General features: G+C 60.2%; 22 protein-coding genes. 11 read left to right on the forward strand and 11 right to left on the reverse strand.

Annotated elements, in window-relative coordinates:
- Nucleotides 1–17: 17 nt before the first annotated feature.
- Nucleotides 18–380, reverse strand: a complete 363-nt coding sequence (locus AB1748_RS07165) for a YbgS-like family protein (protein ID WP_199560045.1) — start codon at nt 378–380, stop codon at nt 18–20.
- A 287-nt stretch (nt 381–667) separates the two neighbouring features.
- On the opposite strand from AB1748_RS07165, the gene aroG reads away from it, so the two are divergent.
- The gene (aroG, locus tag AB1748_RS07170) at nt 668–1,720 is read left to right on the forward strand and encodes a 3-deoxy-7-phosphoheptulonate synthase AroG (RefSeq protein ID WP_367396174.1); all 1,053 of its coding nucleotides are present in this window, start codon (nt 668–670) and stop codon (nt 1,718–1,720) included.
- A 71-nt stretch (nt 1,721–1,791) separates the two neighbouring features.
- On the opposite strand, the gene gpmA is transcribed toward aroG, so the two are convergent.
- The 6 genes from gpmA to modE all read right to left on the reverse strand — a co-directional run bounded on the left by gpmA (nt 1,792) and on the right by modE (nt 8,469).
- Complete coding sequence (gene gpmA / locus AB1748_RS07175; RefSeq protein ID WP_009091367.1) at nt 1,792–2,544, reverse strand: 2,3-diphosphoglycerate-dependent phosphoglycerate mutase; 753 nt, start codon at nt 2,542–2,544, stop codon at nt 1,792–1,794.
- Nucleotides 2,545–2,694: 150 nt separating this feature from the next.
- Complete coding sequence (gene galM, locus AB1748_RS07180) at nt 2,695–3,729, reverse strand: galactose-1-epimerase (protein ID WP_111141955.1); 1,035 nt, start codon at nt 3,727–3,729, stop codon at nt 2,695–2,697.
- The gene (galK, locus tag AB1748_RS07185) at nt 3,723–4,871 is read right to left on the reverse strand and encodes a galactokinase (protein ID WP_367396175.1); all 1,149 of its coding nucleotides are present in this window, start codon (nt 4,869–4,871) and stop codon (nt 3,723–3,725) included. Before galK ends, galM begins: the two co-directional genes overlap by 7 nt.
- Nucleotides 4,868–5,914, reverse strand: a complete 1,047-nt coding sequence (gene galT / locus AB1748_RS07190) for a galactose-1-phosphate uridylyltransferase (protein ID WP_367396176.1) — start codon at nt 5,912–5,914, stop codon at nt 4,868–4,870. The genes galK and galT overlap by 4 nt, the downstream gene beginning before the upstream one ends.
- Before the next feature lie 230 nt (nt 5,915–6,144).
- Nucleotides 6,145–7,617 (reverse strand): molybdate ABC transporter ATP-binding protein ModF, encoded by a 1,473-nt coding sequence (gene modF / locus AB1748_RS07195; RefSeq protein ID WP_367396177.1) that lies wholly within the window; start codon nt 7,615–7,617, stop codon nt 6,145–6,147.
- A gap of 69 nt (nt 7,618–7,686) precedes the next feature.
- Nucleotides 7,687–8,469 carry a molybdenum-dependent transcriptional regulator gene (modE, locus tag AB1748_RS07200; RefSeq protein ID WP_293773746.1) on the reverse strand — a complete coding sequence of 261 codons (783 nt, stop codon included), beginning with the start codon at nt 8,467–8,469 and terminating at the stop codon, nt 7,687–7,689.
- Between the two features lie 136 nt (nt 8,470–8,605).
- Here modE and AB1748_RS07205 point away from each other — a divergent pair, with 136 nt between their 5' ends.
- The 4 genes from AB1748_RS07205 (at nt 8,606) to modC (ending at nt 11,426) form a co-directional block, all read left to right on the forward strand.
- A complete protein-coding gene (locus tag AB1748_RS07205) occupies nt 8,606–8,761 on the forward strand; it encodes an AcrZ family multidrug efflux pump-associated protein (protein ID WP_098051177.1) in 156 nt (51 codons plus the stop codon).
- A gap of 147 nt (nt 8,762–8,908) precedes the next feature.
- Nucleotides 8,909–9,682, forward strand: a complete 774-nt coding sequence (modA, locus tag AB1748_RS07210) for a molybdate ABC transporter substrate-binding protein (RefSeq protein ID WP_293773748.1) — start codon at nt 8,909–8,911, stop codon at nt 9,680–9,682.
- Nucleotides 9,679–10,368 carry a molybdate ABC transporter permease subunit gene (modB, locus tag AB1748_RS07215; protein WP_367396178.1) on the forward strand — a complete coding sequence of 230 codons (690 nt, stop codon included), beginning with the start codon at nt 9,679–9,681 and terminating at the stop codon, nt 10,366–10,368. The genes modA and modB overlap by 4 nt, the downstream gene beginning before the upstream one ends.
- Nucleotides 10,368–11,426 carry a molybdenum ABC transporter ATP-binding protein ModC gene (gene modC / locus AB1748_RS07220; RefSeq protein ID WP_293773752.1) on the forward strand — a complete coding sequence of 353 codons (1,059 nt, stop codon included), beginning with the start codon at nt 10,368–10,370 and terminating at the stop codon, nt 11,424–11,426. Before modB ends, modC begins: the two co-directional genes overlap by 1 nt.
- Here modC and AB1748_RS07225 read toward each other — a convergent pair whose 3' ends face one another.
- Complete coding sequence (locus tag AB1748_RS07225) at nt 11,427–12,245, reverse strand: pyridoxal phosphatase (protein WP_367396179.1); 819 nt, start codon at nt 12,243–12,245, stop codon at nt 11,427–11,429.
- Between the two features lie 155 nt (nt 12,246–12,400).
- Here AB1748_RS07225 and pgl point away from each other — a divergent pair, with 155 nt between their 5' ends.
- The gene (gene pgl, locus AB1748_RS07230) at nt 12,401–13,402 is read left to right on the forward strand and encodes a 6-phosphogluconolactonase (protein ID WP_111139814.1); all 1,002 of its coding nucleotides are present in this window, start codon (nt 12,401–12,403) and stop codon (nt 13,400–13,402) included.
- 45 nt (nt 13,403–13,447) lie between these two features.
- Here pgl and AB1748_RS07235 read toward each other — a convergent pair whose 3' ends face one another.
- Together AB1748_RS07235 and bioA are read right to left on the reverse strand one after the other, a co-directional pair.
- Nucleotides 13,448–13,924 (reverse strand): kinase inhibitor, encoded by a 477-nt coding sequence (locus AB1748_RS07235; RefSeq protein ID WP_111139815.1) that lies wholly within the window; start codon nt 13,922–13,924, stop codon nt 13,448–13,450.
- Between the two features lie 75 nt (nt 13,925–13,999).
- Complete coding sequence (bioA, locus tag AB1748_RS07240; protein ID WP_111139816.1) at nt 14,000–15,304, reverse strand: adenosylmethionine--8-amino-7-oxononanoate transaminase; 1,305 nt, start codon at nt 15,302–15,304, stop codon at nt 14,000–14,002.
- A gap of 86 nt (nt 15,305–15,390) precedes the next feature.
- Between bioA and bioB the strand changes: the two genes are divergently transcribed.
- From bioB to bioD, 4 genes are read left to right on the forward strand one after another with little or no spacing between them, the layout of a single operon-like run.
- Complete coding sequence (gene bioB, locus AB1748_RS07245) at nt 15,391–16,422, forward strand: biotin synthase BioB (RefSeq protein WP_111139817.1); 1,032 nt, start codon at nt 15,391–15,393, stop codon at nt 16,420–16,422.
- Nucleotides 16,422–17,573, forward strand: a complete 1,152-nt coding sequence (gene bioF / locus AB1748_RS07250; RefSeq protein ID WP_367396180.1) for an 8-amino-7-oxononanoate synthase — start codon at nt 16,422–16,424, stop codon at nt 17,571–17,573. Before bioB ends, bioF begins: the two co-directional genes overlap by 1 nt.
- Entirely contained in the window at nt 17,557–18,312 is a 756-nt protein-coding gene (gene bioC, locus AB1748_RS07255; RefSeq protein WP_367396181.1) for a malonyl-ACP O-methyltransferase BioC, read from the forward strand. Before bioF ends, bioC begins: the two co-directional genes overlap by 17 nt.
- The gene (gene bioD, locus AB1748_RS07260; RefSeq protein WP_111139820.1) at nt 18,309–18,980 is read left to right on the forward strand and encodes a dethiobiotin synthase; all 672 of its coding nucleotides are present in this window, start codon (nt 18,309–18,311) and stop codon (nt 18,978–18,980) included. Before bioC ends, bioD begins: the two co-directional genes overlap by 4 nt.
- 85 nt (nt 18,981–19,065) lie before the next feature.
- Here bioD and AB1748_RS07265 read toward each other — a convergent pair whose 3' ends face one another.
- Nucleotides 19,066–19,788 carry an ABC transporter ATP-binding protein gene (locus tag AB1748_RS07265; RefSeq protein ID WP_367396182.1) on the reverse strand — a complete coding sequence of 241 codons (723 nt, stop codon included), beginning with the start codon at nt 19,786–19,788 and terminating at the stop codon, nt 19,066–19,068.
- An 893-nt stretch (nt 19,789–20,681) separates the two neighbouring features.
- On the opposite strand from AB1748_RS07265, the gene uvrB reads away from it, so the two are divergent.
- On the forward strand, nt 20,682–22,703 hold the full coding sequence (uvrB, locus tag AB1748_RS07270) for an excinuclease ABC subunit UvrB (protein ID WP_111139822.1): 2,022 nt from the start codon (nt 20,682–20,684) through the stop codon (nt 22,701–22,703).
- Nucleotides 22,704–22,706 lie beyond the last annotated feature (3 nt).

Consider the following 22,706-nt stretch of genomic DNA (forward strand, 5'->3'; position numbering starts at 1 on the left):
TCCTGGATAAAACAGGATTACTGAGTGGTACCGTCGGTTTTCTTATTCACGTCACCGCCGCCCACTTTGGTTTCAACCTTGCGGTTGATATTCGGACACTTGCCATCTTTACACTGGCTGTTCTGGTCGATCTCATCAGCCGTCATATTGCCCATGCTGGTGCTGCTGCCAGAGGTGGCCGGGTTCATATCCTGACCGGTGTTATTAATTTTGCTGTTATCAACCTTATTTGGCGGCAGATTTTCTTTTGCTCCGCCGGCTGCTGCGCCTGCACTGGCAGCCTGGTTCGCTGTCCCGTTGTTGCTGCCCTCAGCCAGGACCGCGCCACTGCTCAGTGTCATTGCTGCTGTCAAAAAGAGTAAGGCAAACTTTTTCATCATTATGCTCCCGTTAATCAATGAAGAGGCTTTAAGCCCAGAGGTGCAATTTCGGGTAAGAAAATCCCTGACGAAATAATATCCGCCAGTTTGCTTAAACAGGGTGATTAAATTGTGTAAGCGGGACGTTCCTCAGTGCTTACCATTAAAAAGTCTAGTCGGTAACCTGATTATTGCAAATATCACCCGCACAACTGTTCCGCTGCGGGAATTTACACCCCTGGCGCTTCGGGCTACATTGGGCGGGTTGTGTCCGGCGGGCGCCGGGCCAGAAATAATATGGAATCAGTATGAATTACCAGAACGATGACTTACGCATCAAAGAGATTAAAGAGCTGTTACCTCCGGTTGCGCTGCTCGAAAAATTCCCGGCGACCGATCGTGCTGCACAGACCGTTTCACAGGCCCGTCAGGCGATTCATCAGATTCTGCAGGGTCAGGACGATCGCCTGCTGGTGGTGATTGGACCCTGCTCCATTCACGATCCTGAAGCGGCGAAAGAGTATGCCGGTCGCCTGCTGGCGCTGCGCGAGGAGCTAAAGGGCGACCTGGAAGTGGTGATGCGCGTCTATTTCGAGAAGCCACGCACCACGGTGGGCTGGAAAGGGCTGATCAACGACCCCTATATGGACAACAGCTACCAGCTCAACGACGGCCTGCGTCTGGCGCGCAAACTGCTGCTGGACATCAACGACAGCGGCTTACCGGCGGCGGGTGAGTTCCTGGATATGATTACCCCGCAGTATGTGGCTGACCTGATGAGCTGGGGCGCGATTGGCGCGCGGACCACCGAATCTCAGGTTCACCGCGAGCTGGCTTCCGGGCTCTCCTGCCCGGTCGGTTTCAAGAACGGCACCGATGGCACTATTAAGGTGGCAATCGATGCGATTAACGCGGCGGGTTCACCGCACTGTTTCCTCTCCGTGACGAAATATGGCCACTCGGCGATTGTCGAAACCAGCGGCAACGGCGACTGCCACATTATCCTGCGCGGCGGCAAAGAGCCGAACTACAGTGCGCAGCATGTGGCCGCGGTGAAAGAGGGGCTGGCGAAAGCGGGTCTGCCACAGCAGGTGATGATCGACTTCAGCCATGCCAACAGCAGCAAGCAGTTCCAGCGTCAGCTGGTCGTGGCAGATGATGTCGCGCAGCAGCTGAGCGGCGGAGAGCAGGCGATTGTCGGCGTGATGATCGAGAGCCATCTGGTGGAAGGCAATCAGAGCCTGGAGAGCGGTGAGCCGCTGGTCTATGGCAAAAGCGTCACCGACGCCTGCATCGGCTGGGAAGATACGGACAAAGTGCTGCGTCAGCTGGCGGCAGCGGTGAAACAGCGTCGCGGCTGATCGCAGAGGCTGAGAAGAGCCAATAAAAAAGGCCAGACGGACGTCTGGCCTTTTTGCCTTTCAGCGCGGAATTACTTCGCTTTACCCTGATTCGCAACGGCTGCGGCTTTCGCAGCAATCTCGTCCTGGTCGCCCAGGTAGTAGCGTTTCAGCGGCTTGAAGTTTTCATCGAACTCATACACCAGCGGTACGCCGGTCGGGATGTTCAGTTCGAGGATCTCATCTTCGCTCAGGTTATCCAGATATTTTACCAGCGCGCGCAGGGAGTTACCGTGTGCGGCGATGATCACTTTCTCACCGCTTTTGATGCGCGGCAGAATGGTGTCGTTCCAGTAAGGGATAACGCGGTCGATGGTCAGTGCCAGGCTCTCGGTGGTTGGCAGCTGCTCCGGGGTCAGTTTTGCGTAACGCGGGTCGTGGCCAGGGAAACGCTCATCGGCACGATCCAGCTCTGGTGGGGTGACGGCAAAGCCACGACGCCACTGTTTAACCTGCTCGTCGCCATATTTGGCAGCGGTTTCCGCTTTGTCCAGACCCTGCAGCGCACCGTAGTGACGCTCGTTCAGACGCCAGGTTTTCTCAACCGGCAGCCAGGCCTGATCCAGCTCATCCAGCACGTTCCACAGCGTGTGAATCGCACGCTTCAGTACGGAGGTGTAAGCGAAATCAAAAACAAAGCCCTCTTTCTTCAGCAGCTGTCCCGCTGATTTGGCTTCGCCACGACCTTTCTCAGAAAGGTCAACATCATACCAACCGGTAAAGCGGTTTTCGTTGTTCCACTGGCTTTCGCCGTGTCGCACCAGAACCAGCTTAGTTACAGCCATAGCTTAACTCCTTAATACTGTGATGTTTCTGTGAGATTGAAACCTGCTGCTGCCCGCCTGACACACGAGCTGATAGCGCCATACCATAACGGAAAAGCGGGCAGCGCGTAAGCCTGTGTGTGACGCACTGCGCGTTTTTCAGCCGGAGGCTCAGCGCGGCGTGAAGCGATAACGCGTTACGGCTTCCCAGCGGTCTCCCGGCTGCAGCCAGCAATCGGGCTGAGGCCACTCAGTGTGATTAGGTGAATCCGGTAAAAATTCACTCTCCAGCGCGATGCCCTGAAAGGCAGTATAGCTCCCCTGTTCGCGGGCACGGGTGCCAGCCAGATAGTTACCGGAGTAGAACTGCAGCGCCGGTGCTGAGGTGGTCACGCTGAGCTGAAGTTTGCCATCTGCCGACCAGAGTTCCGCTGCGGGCTGACTGTCATCGCCTGCGCTGTTAAGCAGGAAGGCGTGGTCATAGCCCTTCACCGCCCGCTGATCCTCGTCTGCCAGGAAATCCTGCGCCACGACTTTGGCATGGCGGAAATCGAAGCTGCTGCCCGCCACGGCTTTCAGCGGCGCATTCGGAATGCCTTCGCTGTCGACCGGCAGATAGTGGTCAGCGTGCAGTTGTAAGCGATGCTGGCGGGCATCGCCATGATGCGCATCAAGGTTAAAGTAGGCGTGGTTAGTCAGGTTGACCGGGCAGGGCCGATCGCAGCGCGCCTCAAAATGGATGCTCAGGCAGTTCTGGTCATCCAGCTGATAGCGCAGATCGGCAATCAGATTGCCGGGAAAGCCCTGATCACCATCCGGCGAGTCGATGCGGTAGTGCACCTCGCTGTCGCTCTGGCTGACGATCTGCCAGCGGCGCTTGTCAAAGCCTTCCGGTCCGCCATGCAGCTGATGCGCCCCCTGGTTCGCCACCAGCTGGCGATTCAGTTTATTGAGTTTTGCCCCGGCGATACGGTTGGCGTAACGGCCCACCGTTGCGCCCAGATAGGCATCCTGATGCAGATAGTCAGAGGGCGTGGCGCAGCCGAGCAGCGCCTCACGTACCGTGCCATCCTGCATCGGCACGCGGGCGGAGAGCCAGGTCGCGCCCCAGTCCATAAAGGTCACCAGCATACCGCTGGCATTGCGCAGCACGGTGATACGCCACGGCTGACCGTCGGGCGCGTGAGAGTTGACGTCATTCAGCATGGGCCCGCTCCTTCAGAGGCTTTGCAGACGTAGAAGGTCTCTTTGATGCCGGTCGCGGCTTCATACTGCTCCGCCACGGCCGCCTTCACCTGCTCAACGCGATCCTGCGGCATCAGGGCGACGATACAGCCGCCGAAGCCGCCGCCGGTCATGCGCACGCCACCGTGCCCGCCGATCTGCGCCTTAACGATCTCCACCAGCGTATCGATTGGCGGCACGGTGATTTCAAAATCGTCACGCATTGAGGCGTGCGATTCGGCCATCAGCTCGCCCATGCGCGTCAGGTCGCCCCGGGTCAGCGCATCGGCCGCTTCCAGCGTACGGGCATTTTCGGTCAGAACGTGACGCACACGTTTTGCCACCTGCGGGTCGAGCTGCGATTCTGCCGCTTCGAACTCCGCCAGCTCCACGTCACGCAACGCTTTTTTATTGAAGAAACGCGCGCCCGCTTCGCACTGCTCACGGCGGGTGTTGTATTCGCTGCCGACCAGGGTACGACGGAAGTTGGAGTTGATGATCACCACCGCAACATCGTCGGGCATCGAAACCGGACGGGTACCCAGCGTGCGGCAGTCAAGCAGCATCGCATGATCTTTCTGGCCCAGCGCCGAGATCAGCTGGTCCATGATGCCGCAGTTGCAGCCCACGAACTGGTTCTCCGCTTCCTGGCCATTAACCGCGATGGCCGCGCCATCCAGCGGCAGGTTATAGAGCTGCTGCACCACGGTGCCAACGGCCACTTCCAGCGAGGCGGAGGAGCTGAGACCCGCGCCCTGCGGCACGTTGCCGCTGATCACCATATCGATACCACCAAAATCGGCATGACGCTGCTGCAGATGCTTCACCACGCCGCGCACATAGTTGGCCCACATTGGCTCCTGTACGCTGACGATCGCCTCATCCAGCGAGAACGTGTCCTGCGCATTGTCATAGTCTGCGGCGATGACGCGAATCTGACGGTCGTCACGGCGCGCGCAGGCGATCACGGTCTGATAATCGATGGCGCACGGCAGCACAAAGCCATCATTGTAGTCGGTATGTTCGCCAATCAGGTTAACGCGGCCTGGCGCCTGAATAGTGTGCGTGGCGGCGTAACCGAAGGTGTCAGAGAAAAGCTGCTGCGTGATGGTTTTTAAGCTCATTGTTGTGCCTCACGGAAGTGAACGTCGCTGACAGAACGCAGACGTTCCGCCGCCTGTTCCGCCGTTAAATCGCGTTGGGTTTCGGCCAGCATCTCATAGCCAACCATGAATTTTCGTACCGTTGCTGAGCGCAGCAGGGGCGGATAGAAGTGCGCATGCAGCTGCCAGTGATCGTTGGCTTCGCCGTTGAACGGCGCGCCGTGCCAGCCCATGGAGTAGGGGAAGGAGCACTGGAACAGGTTGTCATAGCGGCTGGTCAGCTTCTTCATCGCCAGAGCCAGGTCCGTGCGCTGCGCCCCATTCAGGTCGGTCAGACGTCTGACGTGCGCTTTGGGCAACAGCAGCGTCTCAAACGGCCAGGCGGCCCACCACGGCACCACGGCCAGCCAGTGATCGGTTTCCACCACCGTCCGGCTGCCATCCTGCTGCTCGCGTGCGAGGTAATCGACCAGCATCGGTACGCCTTTTTTAGCGAAGTAGTCGCGCTGGTGGTCATCTTCGCGCTGCGCTTCGTTCGGCAGGAAGCTGTTGGCCCAGACCTGACCGTGCGGATGCGGGTTAGAGCAGCCCATCGCCGCGCCTTTGTTCTCGAAAACCTGCACCCAGGGGTAGTGCTGGCCCAGATCGGCGGTCTGCGCCTGCCAGGTGCGCACGACCTCTTCCAGCGCGCTCAGTGACATCTCCGGCAGGGTTTTGCTGTGATCGGGTGAGAAGCAGATGACCCGGCTGGTGCCGCGGGCGCTTTCACAACGCATCAGCAGATCATCGCTCTCTGGCGCGTCGGGCGTGTCAGTCATCAGCGCCGCAAAGTCATTGGTAAAGACGTAGGTGCCGGGATAGTTCGGGTTTTTGTCGCCGGTAATGCGGGTGTTGCCGGCACACAGGAAGCAGTCGGGATCGTGGCTCGGCAATGTATTCACCGCCGGAGTTTCCTGTGCGCCCTGCCACGGACGTTTGGCCCGATGAGGTGAAACTAAAATCCATTGATCAATCAGTGGATTGTAACGGCGATGCGGATGATCGACCGGGTTAAATTTGTCCATGTGAGATCCTGGTAAGCGTCAAAAGCCAGAAAGGCATCTGTAAAAAATAACATATCAGCGCGACTGAAAGCGTGATCAAGTCTGGATAAATGGTATCGTTTACACAAGCTGACTAATCTTATTTTATGGCATTGCGTGAGGTAAAAGCAGAGTAAAAGAGAGCCGGTATGGTAACGCTTACATTCGGAGGCGACAGAACGCCGCCGCTGCGGCGTCTGCGCGGCAGGGCGCTAGCGCAGCGTCTCCTGCCGGTAGTGATAGCCCGTTTCGTGCGGGACAAAGCTCAGGCGATGGGTAATGCAGCCGGGCGCATCTTCGGCATGATGGGAAACAAACAGCAGTTGGGTATGTCCCTCACCGATCAGCACATCGACAAAACGTCGCACCAGCTGGCGGTTAATCGGGTCCAGCCCCTGTAGCGGCTCATCCAGAATCAGCAGCGTCGGATGTTTCACCAGGGCGCGCGCAATCAGCACCAGCCGCTGCTGGCCCCATGACAGAGAATGGAAGGGCGCATCGCCCAGCCGGTCATCCATTCCCAGCAGCGTCAGCCACTGCCGCGCCAGTGCCTTCTGCCGGTCAGAGGCGGCCTGATAGAGGCCGATCGAGTCAAAAAAGCCTGACAGAATCACGGTCCGCACGTTGGTGCTGACGCGATAATCAAGATGCAGGCTGCTGCTGACATAGCCAATATGCTGCTTGATCTCCCAGATGGTTTCGCCACTGCCGCGACGGCGGCCAAACAGCGTGAGATCGTTGCTGTAGCCCTGCGAATGATCGCCGGTGATCAGGCTTAACAGGGTCGATTTCCCGGCACCGTTCGGGCCGACAATCTGCCAGTGTTCACCTGCGCTGACCTGCCAGTTCAGCCCCTTAATGACCGGTGTATCGTGATAGGAGACGGTGCCGTCGCGCAGGATCACGCGCGGCGCGTCATCTGCCAGACGGGGAAGCTGGTCCGGCGCGTCCGCCTCCGGCAACGCCATCCCCATCAGCTGTTCACTGTGCGCCAGTTGTGCCACCAGCGCCTCGGTGAGAATGGCCCGGCGCGGCCCGCTGTGGGTCAGCGTACACTCTGCCAGCACGCCCACCTGCTGAATGAAATCGGGAATGTCATCAAAGCGATTGAGCACCAGCACCAGGGTAAAGTCCGGCTGTTGCAGGCTGCGCAGCGTGTCGGCCAGGCTGGTGCGCGACGCCACATCCAGACCGTCGAACGGCTCATCGAGGATCAGCAGATCGGGCTGCTTCATCAGCGCCTGACAGAGCAGGGTCTTGCGGGTTTCGCCGGTTGAGAGGTACTTAAAGCGACGCGATAACAGCGGCACGATGCCAAACTGGCGCGCGAGCTGTTCGCACCGGCCAGGGTCGCTGACCTCCGCCTGGATCACCTCTGCCACCGTCAGCCCGGTATCCTCTTCTCCTTCGCTGAGCATATCGGTGTTATTGCGCTGCCACTCCTGCGCCACCAGCGTCTGCAACTGCTCCAGCGACAGCCGGACCGGCCGGCTGAACGTGCTGCGGACCGAACCGCTCAGCGGCGGAAGTTCACCGGAGAGCGCGCGCGCCAGTGAGGATTTGCCGCTGCCGTTGGCACCAACAAACGCCCAGCTCTCGCCGCGCTGCAGGTTCAGCGTATCCAGACGCAGAACCCGGGTATCACTCAGACGAAACGTGCCTTGCGAAATGTGCAATGAAGCCATGATCTGTTCCATTTTTTGCATCGTATGAGTGAGTTGTAACCATTGCCCGTGGTGAAGTCAAATCAGGCGCTAGAGCAGGCTGGCGACGATGGCCTCCTCCGCATTGAAACTGGCGAACACGGCATCGCCAGGCTGTAGCGCAAGCTGATGAAGCCGATCGTTGCTCAGGGTCGCGCACAGGGTTTCGCCGCTGGCGAGCTGCATCAGCAGTTCACTTCTCAGCTCACCGGGCTCAATGGCCGTCAGGGTGGCCGCCAGATGATTGTCCTGCTCAGTCGTGTCGCGACTGACGCGGATCCACGGCGCCTTGATCAGCACCAGCACCTCTTTACCGGCGGCCAGTTGCAGGCGATCGGCGCTGCGCTGGGTCAGCGCCACGCTGAGCCGGGTGACGCCATCGGCCAGCTGAATAATCAGATGCTGCACCACCTGGCGGGCATCGTTGCTGATCACGGTGCCAAAGAGCTGATTGCGGGCGCTGGTCTGCAGCGAGAAACGGGCGATGGCGGCCAGCAGACTGTCGAGCGGCAGCGTGTCCTGCTGCAGGGCATCAAAGGCTTTCTGCTGAATCTGCTCCATCAGCTGGAAAAGCTGAATCAGACGCTCTCCATAGCGGGTCAGGGTGGCACCGCCGCCGCCTTTACCGCCGGTGGCCCGCTCGACCAGGGTTTCATCCGCCATCTGGTTCATCTCATTGATCGCATCCCAGGCACTTTTGTAGCTGATGCCGGCCAGCTTCGCGCCCTGACTAATCGATCCGGTCTGCTGAATCTGTTTGAGCAGCGCAATACGTCGCGGATCGGCAAAAAGTTTCTGATGTAAACGGATGTGAAGGGACAGTTCGGCTTCCATGACAGCTCCGGCAAAGGGTAAAGGCAGAGGCCGATGATAGCGGCGTTTTGTGACCAAAGTAAAAGCACGAAAAGGGCTGCGCAAAATTTTACTGACCCGTTACAATCACTTCTTTGTTCGCAGAGTGAGACTCTCCATGCTGGAATTACTGAAAAGCCTCGCCGTGGCGATCCTGATGGTCCCTGTGGTGATGGCACTGATGCTGGGTATGATTTATGGCCTGGGTGAAGTGTTCAACATCTTCTCGAAAGTGGGGCACCGCGAAAAATCTTCCGCCCGTTCGCATAATTAATCTCTGCCACGCCCGCCGTCTGTGCGGGCGTGGTCGTTTCTTCCCCTCGCTTCTGCTCAATCTTCTCTCTCTTCTGCCGATAATTTCATGACGCTGCCCGAACCGGCGTTGTATCATCCGCTACACAACGAATAGCCGGAGAGCATCATGTCATTATCTTTTCATCGCTGGGGCCTTGCGGCGCTGGTGACCGTTTCGCTGGCCGGGCAGGCTGTGGCAGCCGATAACATTACCCTGTTTGCGGCGGCTTCCCTGACCAACGCCGTTCGGGACATTGCCAGCCGTTATCAGCAGGAAAAAGGGGTGAAAGTCGTCACCTCTTTCGCCTCCTCGTCAACGCTGGCGCGCCAGATTGAGCAGGGTGCGCCTGCCGATCTCTTTATCTCTGCCGATCAGCAGTGGATGGACGATGCGGTGGCGAAAAAAAGCGTGATTACCCGCAGTCGCTTTACCCTGCTGGGCAACGATCTGGTGCTGGTTGCCCCTCGCCGTGCCGCCGCCCGCGCGGTCACGCTGGACGCACAGACCGACTGGAAAACCCTGCTGCACGGCGAACGTCTGGCGGTCGGCGATCCGGACCACGTTCCGGCGGGGATCTATGCGAAAGAGGCGCTGCAGACGCTGGGGGCCTGGCCGGTGGTGGCACCCCTGTTAGCGCCTGCAAACAATGTGCGGGCGGCGCTGGCGCTGGTTGAGCGTAACGAAACCCCTTACGGCATCGTCTACGGCTCCGACGCGATCGCCAGTGATAAGGTGGCGGTGGTGGGGCGTTTTCCGGCCTCCAGCCACAAGCCCGTGGAATATCCGCTGGCGATTGTGAACGATCGCGACACGGCCAGCGTAAAAGCGTTTTATGATTACCTGAAAGGGCCGCAGGCCGCGGCGATCTTCAAACATTACGGATTTACACCGACGAAATGATACTCAGCGATCCCGAATGGCAGGCGGTAGTGCTTAGCCTTAAAGTCTCTGGCATAGCCGTGCTTGGCAGTCTGCCGTTTGGCATCCTGATGGCGTGGATTCTGGTGCGCTGCCGTTTTCCCGGCAAGGCGCTGCTCGACAGCCTGATCCACCTGCCGCTGGTGCTGCCGCCGGTGGTGGTGGGCTATCTGCTGCTGATTACCCTGGGCCGCCGCGGCATCATCGGAGAAAAGTTCTACGACTGGTTCGGGTTCAGCTTCGCGTTCAGCTGGCGCGGAGCCGCACTGGCGTCGGCCGTGATTGCGTTTCCGTTGATGGTGCGCGCCATCCGTCTGGCGCTGGAGGCGGTGGATAGCCGGCTGGAGCAGGCGGCACGCACGCTGGGCGCCGGCCGCTGGCGGGTCTTCCTGACCATCACGCTGCCGCTGACTCTGCCGGGCGTGATCGTCGGCACGGTGCTGGCTTTTGCCCGATCGCTGGGCGAGTTCGGCGCCACCATCACCTTTGTCTCGAATATTCCCGGCGAGACGCGCACGCTGCCGCTGGCGATGTATACCCTGATCGAAACGCCCGGCGCGGAAGGGGCGGCGGCGCGGCTCTGCGTTATCGCTATCGTGCTGGCGCTCGCCTCGCTGCTGGCGTCGGAATGGCTGGCACGGCAGAGCCGCAAGCGGATGGGGAACTGATGCTATCACTTAACTTTACTCAGCAGCAGGGCGACCACCAGCTGGAGATAGACCTGCAGATCCCGGCCAGGGGGATCACCGCCATCTTTGGTGTCTCCGGCGCCGGGAAAACCTCGCTGATCAACGCCATCAGCGGCCTGACGCAGCCGCAGCACGGACGCATCCAGCTGAAAGATCGTCTGCTGTTCGACGCGGAGCAGCAGATCTCGCTGCCGCCGGAGAAGCGGCGCATCGGCTATGTGTTCCAGGATGCGCGGCTGTTTCCGCACTATCGGGTGCGGGGCAACCTGCAATATGGCATGGCATCGGGGATGAAAGCGCAGTTCGATAATCTGGTGTCGCTGCTGGGCCTGGAGGCGCTGCTGGCTCGCTTTCCCCGGTCGCTGTCGGGCGGGGAAAAACAGCGGGTGGCGATAGGCCGTGCACTGCTGACCGCACCGGATATGCTGCTGCTGGATGAGCCGCTGGCGTCGCTGGATCTGCCGCGTAAACGGGAACTGATGCCCTATCTGCAGAAGCTGGCGAAGCAGGTCGATATCCCCATGCTCTACGTTTCGCACAGCCTGGAGGAGATCCTGCAGCTGGCCGATAATGTGCTGGTGCTGGATGCGGGCAAAGTCAAAGCTTTTGGTCCGCTGGAGCGGGTCTGGAGCAGCAGCGCGATGCGGCCGTGGCTGCCGGTGAGCGAGCTGACCAGCGTGCTGCGGGTGCAGGTGCTGGAACAGCATCCCGACTATCCGATGACAGCACTGTCGCTGGGCGATCAGCACATCTGGGTCAGCCGGGTGAATCAGCCGGTCAAAACGCCGCTGCGTATCCGCATCGCGTCAGCCGACGTTTCGCTGGCGCTGCAACCGCCGCAGCACAGCTCGATCCGCAACATCTTACCGGCGCAGGTGGTGGAGCTGCTGGAGGTCGGAGATCAGGTTGAGGTGAAGCTGCGCATCGGCATCAGCGAACTCTGGGCGCGCATCACGCCCTGGGCGCGTGATGAGCTGGGCATCCGGCCCGATCAGTGGCTGTATGCCCAGATAAAGAGCGTCTCGGTGACGCCCTGATTACAGCACGTACCGATAGAGGGTATCGGCAATACCGGGTTCCAGGTTGGTGCCGATCACCACTTTCGCCCGCGCCCGGATCGCCTCATCGGCATTGCCCATCGCTACGCCGAGCCCGGCCGTTTCCAGCATGCTGAGATCGTTATAGTTATCGCCGAACGCAATCACATCATCCATGGTAAGGCCCAGTGATTCGACCCACTGCGCCAGCCGTCTGCCTTTGCTGTTACCCCCCTTCGCGATATCCACCTGATCGTGCCAGGACCACTCACACGCCAGGCCCAGCTCCGCTTCAACCGTGCGGGCGAACTGCTGCAGTTCGGGGATGTTTTCGTGCGACAGGGCAAACTTCCAGATCGCACCGGCGTCACGCGCAGCCTGCGCCAGGTCGGGCACCTGACGGAACAGCGGGCGCTGGTGGGGCGGCAGAGATTCGGCCCATTTCAGGGTGCGCGTCACATGACCGGTCGGGGTCTGATAGAGCATCGCGTCATCCACATAGAGCAGCCCGTGAATCTGCTGACGATCCAGCATCTCAATCACCTGTAAAGCCCGCGCCGGTTCCAGCGGATCGGCGGCCAGCACCTTTTTCGCCTGGTAATCATACAGGTAGGTGCCATTACAGCAGATTGCGGGTGTATCCAGTTGTAATGCCTGGTAAAAAGGGTGAATGGCGCAGTGATGGCGTCCGGTAACGATAGCGACATGCACGCCTGCCTGGCGTGCCTGGTTCAGGGCTTCAATTGACTGCGGCAGAATCGTTTTAGCTGGGGTCAGCAGCGTGCCGTCGAGGTCGAGGGCAATGACACGGTAGCGCATTAATCCTTCCATTTTTCCGGGTTTACAGGAGGTCAAGTCTACACCTGCCCACCACCCGGAGACAAAAAACCGGACACAAATGATTTCAGCGTCGGGCCGTAAAACGCGCTACAGTGAGTCACAGATCATGAACAGGCAGCAAAAAAGGAGAATGCATGAAACAGGTTGTCTACACCGCCAGTCCCGAGAGCCAGCAGATTCACGTCTGGCAGATGAATGATGAGGGCGGGCTGACGTTGCTTCAGGTGACGGATGTCGCCGGCCAGGTTCAGCCGATGGTGGTGAGTCCAAAACGCGATTTTCTCTATGTCGGTGTGCGTCCCAATTTCCGCGTGCTGGCGTTTCGTATCGCCGCCGATGGCACGCTGACCGAGGCGGGCCAGGCGCCGCTGCCCGGCAGCCCGACTCACATCTCCACCGATCATCAGGGCCGGTTTCTGTTCTGCGGCTCTTACAATGATGCCTGCGTCAGCGTCAGCCCGATCGATGAAGAGGGCATTCCGCAGGCACCGCTGCAGGTTATTAACGGCCTTGACGGCTGTCACTCCGCCAATATCGATAACGACAACACGACGCTCTATGTTCCGGCACTGAAGCAGGATCGCATCTGCCTGTTTGCGCTGAATGAGGCGGGTCAGCTGACGCCGCGCCCGCAGGCGCAGGTGACGACGGTGGAAGGTGCCGGTCCGCGCCATATGCAGTTCCATCCGGGCGGCCACTACGCCTACTGCGTTAACGAACTCGACAGCACGGTTGAGGTCTGGGCATTGAATAATGGTGAAGGCGAAGCCGAAAGCGTGCAGACGCTGGATATGATGCCGCCGGACTTTAGCGGCACGCGCTGGGCCGCCGATATTCATCTGACGCCCGATGGCCGCTTCCTCTATGCCTGCGATCGCACCAGCAGCACGCTGGCGATCTTCAGCGTCAGCGAAGCGGGCGATGAGCTGACCCTGGAAGGGTTCCAGCCGACCGAAACCCAGCCGCGCGGCTTTAATATCGATCACAGCGGACGTTTTCTGGTGGCCGCCGGGCAGAAATCTCATCACATCGAAGTCTATGCGATTAGCGAACCCAAAGGGCTGTTGCAGCCGCTGGGCCGTTATGCGGTAGGGCAGGGGCCGATGTGGGTGGTGATCCACGCACTGCAGGCGTAACCCGTCACGAAAGACGCCTCTCCCGGGCGGGAGAGGCGTACTGCACTACTGATAGTTCACGGTCAGCGAGGCACTTGCCAGCGCGTGGAAATGCACGTTAAAGCCGACCATCGCGCCGCTGGCACCCTCATCTACCTCAATTGTCTCCACATCCAGCGCATGCACGGTGAAGATGTAGCGATGGGTTTCGCCCTGTGGCGGCGCGGCGCCACCGTAGCCCGCCTGACCGAAATCGGTACGGGTCTGGATCGCGCCTGCGGGCAGTGAGGCTTTGCCGGAACCGGCACCCTGCGGCAGTGACGTGGTGCTGGCCGGAATGTTTGCTACCACCCAGTGCCACCAGCCGGAGCCGGTCGGCGCGTCAGGATCGTAGCAGGTCACGACAAAACTTCGGGTGCCTTCGGGGGCCTCTTCCCAGGCCAGATGGGGAGAGATATTCTCGCCCTGATACCCCATGCCGTTGAAAACATGCTTTTCAGGCATCTTCTCGCCGTCATTAAAATCCTGACTCACAATGCGCATCACATCTCCTCGATTGTCGATGAATAGTCTTTCATCATAACCAAAAGCGCCACCCATGCCAGGGGGCCACCCGCCTCAGCCGCTAAAATGTTGCGGATGCGCCAGCGCGCCGCCAATCGCCTGCACCAGCTGACTCAGCGCCTGCGGCGTAATGATATAGGGCGGCATCAGGTAGATGAGCCGGCCAAACGGCCGGATCCAGACACCCTGCTCCACAAAGAACTGCTGCAGCGCCGCCATATTGACCGGCTGATGCGTCTCTACCACGCCAATCGCGCCCAGCACGCGCACATCCGCCACCTGCGGTGAGCTGCGCAGCGGCAGCAGTTCGGCCCGCAGCTGCTGTTCGATACCCGCCACCTGCTGCTGCCAGTGCCCCTCGGCCAGCATCGTCAGGCTCTCTGCCGCCACCGCGCAGGCCAGCGGATTGCCCATAAAGGTCGGGCCATGCATAAAGCACCCGGCTGCGCTGCGGCTGATGGTGTCGGCCACCTCGCGGGTGGTCAGGGTAGCGGAGAGCGTCATCATGCCGCCGGTCAGCGCTTTGCCAACACAGAGGATATCCGGCGTGATGCCCGCATGTTCACAGGCAAACAGTTTGCCGGTGCGGCCAAAACCGGTGGCGATCTCATCGGCAATCAGCAGCACGCCATAGCGGTCACACGCCTCACGCACCTGCTGCAGGTAGCGCGGATGATAGAGACGCATGCCGCCTGCGCCCTGCACGATCGGCTCCAGGATCACCGCCGCCAGCTGCCGGTGATGTGTGTCGATAAGCCGGGCGAAATCGTCGAAATCGGCCGGGTTCCACGCCTCATCAAAGCCGCAGGCCGGTGCCGCCGCAAAGTGATGTTCGGGCAGATAGCCGCGCCACAGACTGTGCATCGAGTTCTCAGGATCGCACACTGACATCGCGGCAAAGGTATCGCCGTGATAGCCGCGTTTCAGCGTCAGAAACTGCTGGCGGGTTTCGCCCCGTCCCAGCCAGTACTGCAGCGCCATCTTCATCGAGACTTCCACCGCCACCGAGCCGGAATCAGCCAGAAAGACGCACTCCAGCGGATCGGCCGTCATCGCCACCAGCTGACGACAGAGCGCCACCGCCGCCGGGTGGGTAATGCCGCCAAACATGACGTGCGACATCTGTGAAGCCTGCTCCGTCAGCGCCCGGTTCAGACGCGGATGGTTGTAGCCGTGGATCGCCGCCCACCACGAGGACATACCGTCCACCAGTTCGCGCCCATCGGCCAGCTGCAGCTGAAAACCGTGTGCAGCGACCACCGGATAGCAGGGCAGCGGATCCTGCATTGAGGTGTAAGGATGCCAGATATGCTGGCGGTCAAAACGGGCATCGTCTGCGGAAAAAACGGCGGTAGTCATCGGAGTTGTAAACCAAAATAAAAAAATATAGTTTACAAGTATAACCCTGCTTTTCGTCGGGATGACACCCTTTTCTGGAGTAAGTAATGGCTCAACGCTGGACAATTGCACAGGCGCAAGCCCTGTTTGATGCACCTTTTCTTGAACTGATGTTTAAAGCGCAGCAGGTGCATCGTGAGCACTTCGATCCGCGCCAGGTGCAGGTCAGTACCCTGTTGTCGATCAAAACCGGCGCCTGTCCGGAAGACTGCAAATATTGCCCGCAGAGCGCGCGCTACAAGACCGGCCTGGAGTCGGAACGTCTGATGGAGGTGGAGGAGGTCCTGGCCTCTGCGCGTCAGGCGAAAGCCGCCGGGTCGACCCGTTTCTGCATGGGGGCGGCGTGGAAAAATCCTCACGAGCGCGACATGCCCTATCTGGAAAAGATGGTGGAAGGCGTTAAAGCGATGGGGATGGAAACCTGTATGACGCTGGGCACGCTCAGCGAGCAGCAGGCGCAGCGCCTGGCGGGCGCGGGCCTGGATTTTTACAACCATAATCTCGACACCTCGCCGGAGTTCTATGGCTCCATCATCACCACCCGCAGCTATCAGGAGCGTCTGGATACGCTGGGCAAAGTGCGCGACGCCGGGATTAAGGTCTGTTCAGGCGGCATTGTCGGCCTGGGCGAAACCGTAAACGACCGCGCCGGGCTGCTGGTGCAGTTAGCCAATCTGCCGACGCCGCCGGAGAGCGTGCCGATCAACATGCTGGTCAAGGTCAAAGGCACGCCGCTGGCCGATAACGAGGATGTGGAGCCGTTCGATTTTATCCGCACTATTGCGGTGGCGCGCATCATGATGCCGACCTCGCACGTCCGTCTGTCGGCGGGCCGTGAGCAGATGAGCGAGCAGACCCAGGCGATGTGCTTTATGGCCGGGGCCAACTCGATTTTCTACGGCTGCAAACTGCTGACCACGCCGAACCCGGAAGAGGATAAAGACCGCGTGCTGTTCCGCAAGCTGGGACTTAACCCGGAACATACGCACACCCATCATGGCGATCAGCAGCAGGCGCAGGCACTCAGCGAGCAGCTTTTCCATGCCGACACTGAACAGTTCTACAACGCGGCGCTGTAATGAGCTGGCAGCAACGACTCCGGCAGGCGCTGGAGCAGCGCCGTGCGGCCGACGGCTGGCGGCAGCGTCGGATCATTGATCAGCAGTCTACCCGCACGCTGCGGAGCGGTGGCCGCGACTATCTCCACTTCTCCAGCAATGACTACCTCGGTTTAACCCGGCATCCGGCGGTGATCGCCGCCTGGCAGCAGGGCGCGGCGCTGGCGGGCGCGGGCGCGGGCGCCTCGGGGCATGTCACCGGTTATCACCGCCAGCACGCCGATCTGGAGGCGGAGCTGGCGGCATGGCTCGGCTATGACCGGGCGCTGCTGTTCATCTCCGGTTTTGCGGCAAATCAGGCGGTAATCCATCTGCTGGGGGAGAAGGACGACCGTATTCTGGCGGACAGGCTCAGCCACGCCTCGCTGCTCGACGCCGCCAGCCACAGCCCGGCTCAGCTGCGACGTTTCACTCATAACGCGCCGGAGAGCCTGGCGGCCCGACTCGCCGCCCCCTGCGCCGGGGAAACGCTGGTGGTGACGGAAGGCATCTTCAGCATGGATGGCGACAGCGCGCCGCTGGCCGCCCTGGCGCAACAGACGCAGCAGGCCAGAGGCTGGCTGCTGGTGGATGATGCGCATGGCATCGGCGTGGTGGGCGAGCAGGGGCGCGGCAGCTGCTGGCAGCAGGGCGTTAAACCGGAACTGCTGGTGATCACCTTTGGCAAAGCGTTTGGCGTCAGCGGGGCCGCGCTGCTCTGCGATGGTGACACCGCCGACTACTTTTTACAGTTCAGCCGCCATCTCATCTACTCAACGGCGATGCCCGCAGCCCAGGCGGTCGCGTTGCAGGCGGCGCTGCGCGAAATTCAGCAGGGCGAGGCGCTGCGCCAGCAGTTACAGCAGAACATTGCACATTTCCGGCGCGGGGCGGCGTCGCTGCCGTGGCAACTGATGGCGTCAGCCAGTGCGATTCAGCCACTGCTGGTAGGGGAAAACAGCGAGGCGCTGGCGCTCTCACAGCGGCTGGCGGAGGCGGGCTGCTGGGTCAATGCGATCCGGCCGCCTACCGTGCCGCCGGGCACCGCGCGGCTTCGCATCACCCTGACGGCGGCGCATCGCCCGGACGATATCGATCGTTTACTGGAGGCACTGCATGACGCTGCGGGTTGATAAACAGGCGGTGGCGCGCGCCTTTGGCCGGGCGGCGGGAGGATACGATGCTCACGCCGCGCTTCAGCGTCTCAGCGGAGATGCGCTGCTGGCGCGTGCGCCCGCGCAGAGCGGCCTGCAGCTGCTGGATGCCGGCTGCGGCACCGGCTGGTATAGCCGGCTGTGGCGTGAACGCGGCAAACAGGTGACGGCGCTGGATCTCTCTGTACAGATGCTGCAACAGGCACGGGATAACGATGCCGCGCAGCACTATCTGGCCGGGGACATCGACGCGCTGCCGCTGGCGGATAACTCGACGGACCTGGTGTGGAGCAATCTGGCGGTGCAGTGGAGTGACGATCTGCCCGGCGCACTGCGCCAGTTCCGGCGGGTACTCCGGCCCGGCGGCACGCTGCTGTTCTCCACCCTGGGCGATGGTTCGCTGCAGGAGGTGCATGAGGCCTGGTCACATCTGGATGCCATGCCGCACGCCAACCGCTTTCTCAGCGAGTCGCAGATTGCCGCGGCCTGTCATGCTCAGCAACTCGGCTGTTCCTCGGAGCGGGTGACGCTGCACTTTCCCGACGCGCTCAGCGCGATGCGCTCCCTGAAGGGGATCGGGGCAACCCATCTGCATCAGGGGCGCGACGGACAGATCCTGACCCGGCAACGGCTCAGCCAGCTGGAGGCGCACTGGCCGCGCGATCGGCACGGCTATCGCCTGAGTTACCATTTAATCTATGGAGTAAGTGCATCATGAAACGCCTGTTTATCACCGGGACTGACACCGAAGTCGGCAAAACGGTCGCCAGCGGCGCGTTGCTGCAGGCCGCCGCCGCCGCAGGCTACCGCTGTGCGGGCTATAAGCCGGTGGCCTCGGGCTGTGAGCTGACGCCGGAAGGGATCCGCAACAGCGATGCGCTGGCGCTGCAGCGCTACAGCAACGTGCCGCTGACCTATCAGCAGGTCAATCCTCTGGCGTTTATGGAGCCGACCTCGCCGCACATCGTCAGCGCCGAAGAGGGCAGGCCGATCACCCATCTGGCTCTCTCGGCGGGGCTGGCGGCGCTGGAGCCGCTGGCGGACTGGATTCTGGTGGAGGGCGCGGGCGGCTGGTACACCCCGCTGTCCGAAACGCACACCTATGCCGACTGGGTGGTCAGCGAACGGCTGCCGGTCATCCTGGTGGTGGGGATTAAGCTGGGCTGCATCAACCACGCCCTGCTGACCGCAGAGGCGATACAGGCGTGCGGCCTGCCGCTGGTGGGCTGGATCGCCAACACCGTCGAGCCACCGGGCAGGCGCTATGAGGAGTATCTCACCAGCCTGAAAAACCGTCTGCCTGCACCCTGCCTGGGCACACTTCCCTGGTTTACCGAGGCGGCGCAGCAGGCCGACTGCGGTCACTATCTGACACTGCCGGAGTAAGCGCCGGGTCAGCCTTTCATCGTTCTCCGGCGTGCGCAGCACACCCTGTCCGCCAGGCTGTGCTGTGCGCTCCTGCGCCGGCCTGTCAGGCCACGGTCAGCCACTTATCGACAGTGTAATCGTCAAGCTGCGCCATGCTGCCCTGCGCCACATTGCGGCCACGGTGCAGCAGCAGAAAATAGTCGGCTACCCGCCGGATCAGCGACAGACGCTGTTCCAGTAGCAGGATGGTCAGCCCGTAATCGAGGTTAAGCCGACGGATCAGGTTACCCATCTCCTCTTCCAGCCACGGCGACATGCCGTCGGTCGGCTCATCCAGAATCAGCAGCTTGGGTTGCAGCACCACCGCGCGCGCCAGGGCCAGCTGCTGCTGCTGATCGATGGGCAGATCGCCGCTGCGCTGCTGACGCAGTGAGTAGAGCGCCGGAAAGAGATCGAAGATCATTTCGGGTATGGCGCGGTGGCGATCCTGCTGGCTGGCACCGGCCAGCAGCGCAATCAGCAGGTTATCTTCCACGCTCATCTGGGTAAAAATATGACGCCCCTGCGGAACATAACCAATGCCCATCTGCGCCCGCTGTTCAGCCGGTTGCAGCAGCAGATCTTCCGGCGGCGAACCATCCTCTTTCCAGGAGATGGAGCCGCTGTTAATCGGCAGTCTGCCCATGATGCAGTTCACCAGCGTGGTTTTACCCATGCCGGGCCGGCCAAGAATGCCGGTGCAGGTGCCAGGCGACAGATCCAGGTCCACATCCCACAGAATATGGTTCTGACCGTAAAATTGATTGACCGAACGTAAACTCAGCATCTGACACTCTCCTTCCCGATCATTAGCCTGATTGCTTCCGCTCTCTGTCGTCTGGCAACCCAGTCATCAGCAACGGTGGTCTCGCCATTGCCACTCAGTGCGCACAACATCCGGTGACGCGATGGAGTGCTGCAATTACCAGGCCAGGTCTGAAAATGGCCCTGTTTTGTGGCTGCGCTGGCCTGCCTGCGGGAGAAAATATGAGAAAAACTTATCAATTCCCCACGGCAATCACGCGCCTGCACTTTTGCAGTGCTGCGAAGCACTGTTTCTGGTGCAGACGGGCGGTAAAGAAGCAGGACATCTGATTAAGAATCTTAGTGGATCGGCGAAATTTTGCGTGACGGGCCGCGCGACAGCGTAAAATTGCAGAATTATCCGTCGCTGCCTGGTGCGAAATTTAACGCAAAAAAAATTATTTTCGGGGTGACGGGAGGAGAGGGAAAAATTATACACAGCTGATGGCGGCGGGGCTGCCATCACTTATCCACCATTCCTGTGGATAACCTTGTGCATTAGGTCATGAAAACCAGTTGGAAGCGAGGAAATACGGGGCCTGGTAACATAATGACGAGAATCTGGCCTTATAAGCTTAATCTAATAAAATCAGTTGCTTATCAAAAAACAAGCCTGCGAATTTTCTGTCAGTTAACCGAACTGTAATTTTGTGACGCTCTATTGACAAATGTTAAATCTGATCCTCGCCTGGGGATAACATTGCGCAACACCCTTTACGCCGGTTCAGGTTGGGTATCGAAGCGGCAGAAATTGTGCCTCTCGCCTCTACACTGCATTATTACTGTTTTTATATCCAGTATTTTTTTCTGGCAAAATCACCATAGCAGAGTAAAATAAGTGCCTGCCCGCCGACTTCTCCAGCAGGAACTGCATTCATGAGTAAAGCCTTTAAATTGAATTCCGCCTTTAAACCTTCGGGCGATCAGCCCGAGGCGATCCGTCGCCTGGAAGAGGGGCTGGAGGATGGACTGGCCCATCAGACCCTGTTGGGGGTGACCGGCTCCGGTAAGACCTTCACCGTCGCCAACGTGATTGCCGATCTTAACCGGCCGACGATGGTGCTGGCGCCTAACAAGACACTGGCGGCCCAGCTCTATGGCGAGATGAAAGAGTTTTTCCCGGAAAATGCCGTGGAGTTTTTCGTTTCCTACTACGACTACTATCAGCCGGAAGCCTACGTGCCCAGCTCCGACACCTTCATCGAAAAAGATGCGTCGGTGAACGAGCACATCGAACAGATGCGTCTCTCGGCGACCAAGGCGCTGCTGGAGCGGCGCGATGTCATCGTAGTAGCCTCGGTTTCAGCGATTTATGGTCTGGGCGATCCCGATCTCTATCTGAAAATGATGCTGCACCTGACCCGCGGCATGATCATCGACCAGCGCAGCATCCTGCGTCGCCTCTCCGAGTTGCAGTACACCCGCAACGACCAGGCGTTCCAGCGCGGCACCTTCCGGGTGCGGGGCGAAGTGATCGACATCTTCCCGGCGGAATCGGACGATATCGCCCTGCGGGTTGAGCTGTTCGACGAGGAGGTGGAGCGGCTGTCGCTGTTTGATCCGCTGACCGGCCAGGTCGATTCGGTGGTTCCCCGCTTCACGATCTACCCCAAGACGCACTACGTGACGCCGCGCGAACGTATCCTGCAGGCGATGGAGGAGATCAAAGTGGAACTGGCGGATCGTCGCCGGGTGCTGCTGGAGAATAACAAACTGCTGGAAGAGCAGCGGATTACGCAGCGAACCCAGTTTGACCTGGAGATGATGAGCGAGCTGGGTTACTGCTCAGGCATCGAAAACTATTCGCGCTACCTGTCCGCGCGCGGGCCGGGCGAAGCGCCCCCGACGCTGTTTGACTACCTGCCTGCCGATGGCCTGCTGGTGGTGGATGAGTCCCACGTCACCATCCCGCAGATTGGCGGCATGTACAAAGGCGACCGGGCGCGTAAAGAGACACTGGTGGAGTATGGTTTCCGCCTGCCGTCGGCGCTGGATAACCGTCCGATGAAGTTTGAAGAGTTTGAGGCGCTGGCCCCGCAGACCATCTATGTTTCGGCGACGCCCGGCAAATATGAGCTGGAGAAGTCGGGTAACGAGGTGGTGGATCAGGTAGTGCGTCCGACCGGCCTGTTGGATCCGATCATCGAAGTGCGCCCGGTAGGCACGCAGGTTGACGATCTGCTGTCGGAGATCCGCCAGCGTGTGGCGATCAACGAGCGTATTCTGGTGACGGTGCTGACCAAGCGCATGGCGGAAGATCTCACCGAGTATCTGACCGAGCACGGCGAGAAAGTGCGCTATCTGCACTCCGATATCGACACCGTCGAGCGTATGGAGATTATCCGCGACCTTCGCCTGGGAGAGTTTGATGTGCTGGTGGGCATCAACTTACTGCGTGAGGGGCTGGATATGCCGGAAGTGTCGCTGGTGGCGATTCTGGACGCGGACAAAGAGGGCTTCCTGCGCTCTGAGCGCTCGCTGATCCAGACCATTGGTCGTGCGGCGCGTAACATCAACGGTAAGGCGATTCTCTACGGTGATAAAATTACGCCGTCGATGGCGCGTGCGATTGAAGAAACCGAACGCCGCCGTGAGAAACAGCAGCTGCACAATGAGAAGCATGGTATCGTTCCGCAGGGCCTGAACAAGAAGATCACCGATATTCTGGAACTCGGCAACAACGTAGTGAAAACCCGGGGTAAAGCGAAGCCGGCCCGTCCTGGCGAAGCACAGGCCCAGGCCGATCTGCTGACGTTAACGCCGCAGGCGTTGCAGAAGAAGATCCACGAACTGGAAGGGCAGATGCAGCAGCATGCGCAGAACCTGGAGTTCGAGCAGGCGGCCAGCGTGCGCGATCAGCTGCATGAGCTGCGCACGCTGTTTATTGCGGCCTCGTAGTGC

This window comes from Pantoea sp. Ep11b (genome assembly GCF_040783975.1).
Classification (GTDB): Bacteria; Pseudomonadota; Gammaproteobacteria; order Enterobacterales; family Enterobacteriaceae; genus Pantoea.

What these genes read in the sequence shown, in the direction of transcription:
- AB1748_RS07165 (WP_199560045.1), bottom strand. Translation starts at nt 380, where the DNA reads ATGATGAAAAAGTTTGCCTTACTCTTTTTGACAGCAGCAATGACACTG.
- aroG (WP_367396174.1), top strand. Translation starts at nt 668, where the DNA reads ATGAATTACCAGAACGATGACTTACGCATCAAAGAGATTAAAGAGCTG.
- gpmA (WP_009091367.1), bottom strand. Translation starts at nt 2,544, where the DNA reads ATGGCTGTAACTAAGCTGGTTCTGGTGCGACACGGCGAAAGCCAGTGG.
- galM (WP_111141955.1), bottom strand. Translation starts at nt 3,729, where the DNA reads ATGCTGAATGACGTCAACTCTCACGCGCCCGACGGTCAGCCGTGGCGT.
- galK (WP_367396175.1), bottom strand. Translation starts at nt 4,871, where the DNA reads ATGAGCTTAAAAACCATCACGCAGCAGCTTTTCTCTGACACCTTCGGT.
- galT (WP_367396176.1), bottom strand. Translation starts at nt 5,914, where the DNA reads ATGGACAAATTTAACCCGGTCGATCATCCGCATCGCCGTTACAATCCA.
- modF (WP_367396177.1), bottom strand. Translation starts at nt 7,617, where the DNA reads ATGGCTTCATTGCACATTTCGCAAGGCACGTTTCGTCTGAGTGATACC.
- modE (WP_293773746.1), bottom strand. Translation starts at nt 8,469, where the DNA reads ATGGAAGCCGAACTGTCCCTTCACATCCGTTTACATCAGAAACTTTTT.
- AB1748_RS07205 (WP_098051177.1), top strand. Translation starts at nt 8,606, where the DNA reads ATGCTGGAATTACTGAAAAGCCTCGCCGTGGCGATCCTGATGGTCCCT.
- modA (WP_293773748.1), top strand. Translation starts at nt 8,909, where the DNA reads ATGTCATTATCTTTTCATCGCTGGGGCCTTGCGGCGCTGGTGACCGTT.
- modB (WP_367396178.1), top strand. Translation starts at nt 9,679, where the DNA reads ATGATACTCAGCGATCCCGAATGGCAGGCGGTAGTGCTTAGCCTTAAA.
- modC (WP_293773752.1), top strand. Translation starts at nt 10,368, where the DNA reads ATGCTATCACTTAACTTTACTCAGCAGCAGGGCGACCACCAGCTGGAG.
- AB1748_RS07225 (WP_367396179.1), bottom strand. Translation starts at nt 12,245, where the DNA reads ATGCGCTACCGTGTCATTGCCCTCGACCTCGACGGCACGCTGCTGACC.
- pgl (WP_111139814.1), top strand. Translation starts at nt 12,401, where the DNA reads ATGAAACAGGTTGTCTACACCGCCAGTCCCGAGAGCCAGCAGATTCAC.
- AB1748_RS07235 (WP_111139815.1), bottom strand. Translation starts at nt 13,924, where the DNA reads ATGCGCATTGTGAGTCAGGATTTTAATGACGGCGAGAAGATGCCTGAA.
- bioA (WP_111139816.1), bottom strand. Translation starts at nt 15,304, where the DNA reads ATGACTACCGCCGTTTTTTCCGCAGACGATGCCCGTTTTGACCGCCAG.
- bioB (WP_111139817.1), top strand. Translation starts at nt 15,391, where the DNA reads ATGGCTCAACGCTGGACAATTGCACAGGCGCAAGCCCTGTTTGATGCA.
- bioF (WP_367396180.1), top strand. Translation starts at nt 16,422, where the DNA reads ATGAGCTGGCAGCAACGACTCCGGCAGGCGCTGGAGCAGCGCCGTGCG.
- bioC (WP_367396181.1), top strand. Translation starts at nt 17,557, where the DNA reads ATGACGCTGCGGGTTGATAAACAGGCGGTGGCGCGCGCCTTTGGCCGG.
- bioD (WP_111139820.1), top strand. Translation starts at nt 18,309, where the DNA reads ATGAAACGCCTGTTTATCACCGGGACTGACACCGAAGTCGGCAAAACG.
- AB1748_RS07265 (WP_367396182.1), bottom strand. Translation starts at nt 19,788, where the DNA reads ATGCTGAGTTTACGTTCGGTCAATCAATTTTACGGTCAGAACCATATT.
- uvrB (WP_111139822.1), top strand. Translation starts at nt 20,682, where the DNA reads ATGAGTAAAGCCTTTAAATTGAATTCCGCCTTTAAACCTTCGGGCGAT.